This window comes from Chromobacterium piscinae, from assembly GCF_021129175.1.
Lineage (GTDB): Bacteria > Pseudomonadota > Gammaproteobacteria > Burkholderiales > Chromobacteriaceae > Chromobacterium > Chromobacterium piscinae.
Genome location: NZ_JAJOHV010000116.1, coordinates 1 through 3,315 on the forward strand (window position 1 = coordinate 1; position 3,315 = coordinate 3,315).

At 47.3% G+C, this 3,315-nt stretch carries 5 protein-coding genes; 4 read left to right on the forward strand and 1 reads right to left on the reverse strand.

Features of this window, described 5'->3' with window-relative positions:
- Together LQR33_RS22090 and LQR33_RS22095 are read left to right on the forward strand one after the other, a co-directional pair.
- A partial coding sequence (locus tag LQR33_RS22090; protein WP_231470435.1) for a CdiA family toxin C-terminal domain-containing protein occupies positions 1–658 on the forward strand: 658 nt, incomplete at its 5' end.
- Positions 651–1,043 (forward strand): hypothetical protein, encoded by a 393-nt coding sequence (locus tag LQR33_RS22095; protein ID WP_231470436.1) that lies wholly within the window; start codon positions 651–653, stop codon positions 1,041–1,043. The genes LQR33_RS22090 and LQR33_RS22095, both read left to right, overlap by 8 nt.
- Positions 1,044–1,147: 104 nt before the next feature.
- Here LQR33_RS22095 and LQR33_RS22100 read toward each other — a convergent pair.
- A protein-coding gene (locus LQR33_RS22100) for an IS5 family transposase (RefSeq protein WP_231470438.1) occupies positions 1,148–1,950 on the reverse strand; the annotation gives its coding sequence in 2 pieces (ribosomal slippage) (positions 1,148–1,623 and positions 1,623–1,950; 804 coding nt in all).
- Positions 1,951–2,077: 127 nt separating this feature from the next.
- Here LQR33_RS22100 and LQR33_RS22105 point away from each other — a divergent pair.
- Together LQR33_RS22105 and LQR33_RS22110 are read left to right on the forward strand one after the other, a co-directional pair.
- Positions 2,078–2,410 carry a DNA/RNA non-specific endonuclease gene (locus LQR33_RS22105; protein ID WP_378077238.1) on the forward strand — a complete coding sequence of 111 codons (333 nt, stop codon included), beginning with the start codon at positions 2,078–2,080 and terminating at the stop codon, positions 2,408–2,410.
- Entirely contained in the window at positions 2,407–2,724 is a 318-nt protein-coding gene (locus LQR33_RS22110) for a hypothetical protein (RefSeq protein ID WP_231470440.1), read from the forward strand. The genes LQR33_RS22105 and LQR33_RS22110 overlap by 4 nt, the downstream gene beginning before the upstream one ends.
- Positions 2,725–3,315 lie beyond the last annotated feature (591 nt).

A 3,315-nucleotide genomic window follows, 5' to 3' on the forward strand; every position in this document is an offset into this window, starting at 1 on the left:
TGAGAAGGAACGGTTTGCTTTACTGGCAGGTACCGCGGGTAACCCGATTCAGGGGATGTTGGCGGATGCAGCCGCGAGCTATGCCAAAGATGCGGGTGTTTCTCCGCAGCAGTTAGCGCTGCTAAGTGTTGCGGCTGGGACAATTAAAGGTGTTAATCCTATTGTCAAGGGCGAGAGTCGCAATAGTCTGATTGGCGAAGGGTTTTCAGAGAAAATTGATGCTCATAACAAACAAATCGGTGTTCGAAATAGTAAGGCAGGCACAATCTCAGGGGCTCATAAGCAGGATGTTTTTCTAGAGTCAGTTGATGTTGTTGGGGCAGAAATCACAAATAAGATAACAGATGTAAAGTATCCTGGTTTGATCGAGTATAGCTATAAGATTCCTATCTTGGATAGGACTGGTAATCCAACAGGGTCGTATAAAGGAACTGCAACAAAAACAACGTATGATCCAAGTGTTTTGTCAGATAAGAGAGTTTTAAATATGTCTACAGAGGCCGCAAAAAAAGCGAGCGATATTTTTGAGGCTATGCCTAAGATTCGAGAAACTACGATTAAAGTTGATGGGTATTACTTTAGGGTTACTCGGGACTCTAAAACTGGAAAGATTAATAATGCATTTATAACAATGCCAGGAAGGGGGCAGCATGAATGAGATTGATAAGCAATGGATTTGTGAGGTTAGAGAGTGTTTGGATGGCTTTGGTACGGGGGGGGAGGATTTGTATCATGTTCTAAGCACTATTTTGTTTGAAAATAAAATGAACTATTTGCAGTTTCTTGCTAGTGCAAGTGAGGGGCATGGGTGCTATGCTCATGAAGGACTAGGGTATTCATTAGATCAAGACTGGGACTTTCCAGAAGATTTTGATGAGGTTGCTTTTTTTGTTGGAGATTTTGAAAGCTCTACCTTAAAAGTTTCTGAATTTTTAATGGCTATGTCGTGTATTTCAAAGGCTTATGTGGAGCGACATGTAGAGGATAAGCAGGCGGTTGAACGTTACATGGAGAAAATAAGCGCACGATATTCTAGCTTGTGATGGCTTAGGTTTTTGACTAATTCCTATAATATTTTATCTATAAGTGGAAATTTGAAAAAGGAAGTAAATAACTGGGAGGATGTGTATCAGTCTACTTAGACCAGCTAACAAAACCTGTCGATAAATCGCAGACAGATCAATGAGAAAGCCAGCTTGAGCAAGGCGTAATGCGTATCCAGCCGCCGCTCGAAGCGGATGCGCAACTTGCCGAAGCCCGCTAGCCAAGAATGGGTACGTTCTACCACCCAGCGGTGGCGACCTAATCTCTCGCTGCTTTCCACTCCGCGACGAGCAATTCGCACCAGGATTCCGCGCCGGCTCAGGTGTGCACGGCAACGACGGTAGTCATAGCCTTTGTCTGCATGCAGCTTGTAAGGCTTTTGCCTGGGCCGCCCTGGCAAACCTGGAACGGCAGGAATCGCATCGACCAAAGTTTCGAAGACCATGGAGTCGTGCCGGTTGGCGCCGGTAATGCTCAGCGCCAGCGGCAAACCTCGGCGATCTACGATGATGTGCCGTTTGCTGCCGCATTTCCCTCGGTCGGTGGGGTTGGGACCGGTCTCTTGGCCCCCCGGGGGCTGGCAACGCTAGCCCCATCAATGCTGGCCCGGCTCCAATCAATTTGATCGTGTTGGCGCAGTTGTATCAGCAGAGCTAGGTGTAGGCGGTCCCAAATGCCTTGCGCTTGCCAATCCCGCAGTCTTCGCCAGCAGGTCATCCCGCTGCCAAAACCGAGTTCCTGCGGGAGGTCCTCCCAAGGAATGCCGGTAGTGAGAACAAACAAGATGCCGTTGAGGGCAGCAAAATCATCCAACCGCGGCCGCCCACCTCGGCGAGAGCGCGGTGATGGAGGAAGTAGCGGTTGCAATGACTTCCAGAGCTTCTGACTGACGACTTTCCGTTTCATCTTCGCCAAGTGCGGGCATACGTATCCGGCATCAAGAGGTTTTGTTAGCGGGTCTAAGTTAAGCAATGGTACTGAATTTAAGACTAACGCCCATGGTTATGTTGAAGAAATTTCATTTACTCCGTCCTTGCAAAAAGGCATCAGAGATGCGAGGCAAACCGCAGTAGGCAAGGAGGGGCTTGTCTCGGATGTGGGTGGTCACATTCAGGCTTGCAGGCTTGGCGGCACTTGTGATAGATATAACTTGTTTCCGCAGGACAAAAACTTCAATAATTCGGCGTACAAAAAATGGGAAAATGAAATTAAACGGGCCTTAAAGGAGGGGAGCATGGTTGATGCTGTAAGCATCAAATTTTCCCGAAGTAATATTGCTTCTCCCAGGCCTGATTCATTGTTTATTGATTATTTAATAGATGGGAAGAAGTTTAGAAAATCCTTTAGGAATGAGGCTGGAAAATGAGTATTGAAAAACAGGTGGAAGTGTTGAGCGAGTTGGCTCGGATTTTGCATGAGTCGGCTAGTGAAGGTTATAGCGAGGCCCGCTGTGAGTTTGATTATGAATGTTCGGAAAAAGACTGGACTGTTGGCTCTAGTTTCTCCTATGTTTTGCAAGGGGTTGGTAGGTCTGAGTTTTTGAATGATCCAAATGATCGCTCCTCCCAGCTTGTACATGAACTACACGAACTTATGCGGCAGCATACTGGTGGGTCTTGGAAGGAGTTTGTGTTGTCTATAGATGCTAATGGTAAAGCCCATACCAATTTCGTTTATTGAGGAGTAAGCTCATCAAGGCCACGAACGGATCTCGACCTTTGAATGTTGTATAGAATGTACTGTATTGCAAAAAACCCGCGGTTGCGGGTTTTTTGCTGTGAATTATGTGGGCTTGTTGGTGCCAGCTATGTTGGCGGCGTGACTTTAGGTCCCATCTGGATGGTCTTTTATTTGCTTGGAGCTGCTTGAAGATGGCGTCATGGCAATGTGTCTTCTTGATAAGCCTATATTGGATCTGTCTTGTTGTCGTAGCTTTTTGTTGAGTGTGACTGGCTGCAAGTTTCATAGTAAACGGTAAACTTTTCCGGTTTGTCTAACTGTTTAAGAAAAAGTCAATGAGCAAGGAAGTAGCGGTGATGGCATTGTCTTTTGATGAGGCTGCTTTGAAAATGCGCTCGCTTGATAAGTCGATGTGAATCTCCCCTTTCCACAAAGGATTTACGCCACAGCCACCGTGTAAGGCCTAGCATACGCATTACACGGCCTGGCCGGCGGCAATGTGCAAGCCGCCATCAGCGGCGCGGCCACCGCCACCAAGACAGCCAGAGCGGCGGCAACAACAGCAGCGGTTGGAACGTGGGCGTCAGCATA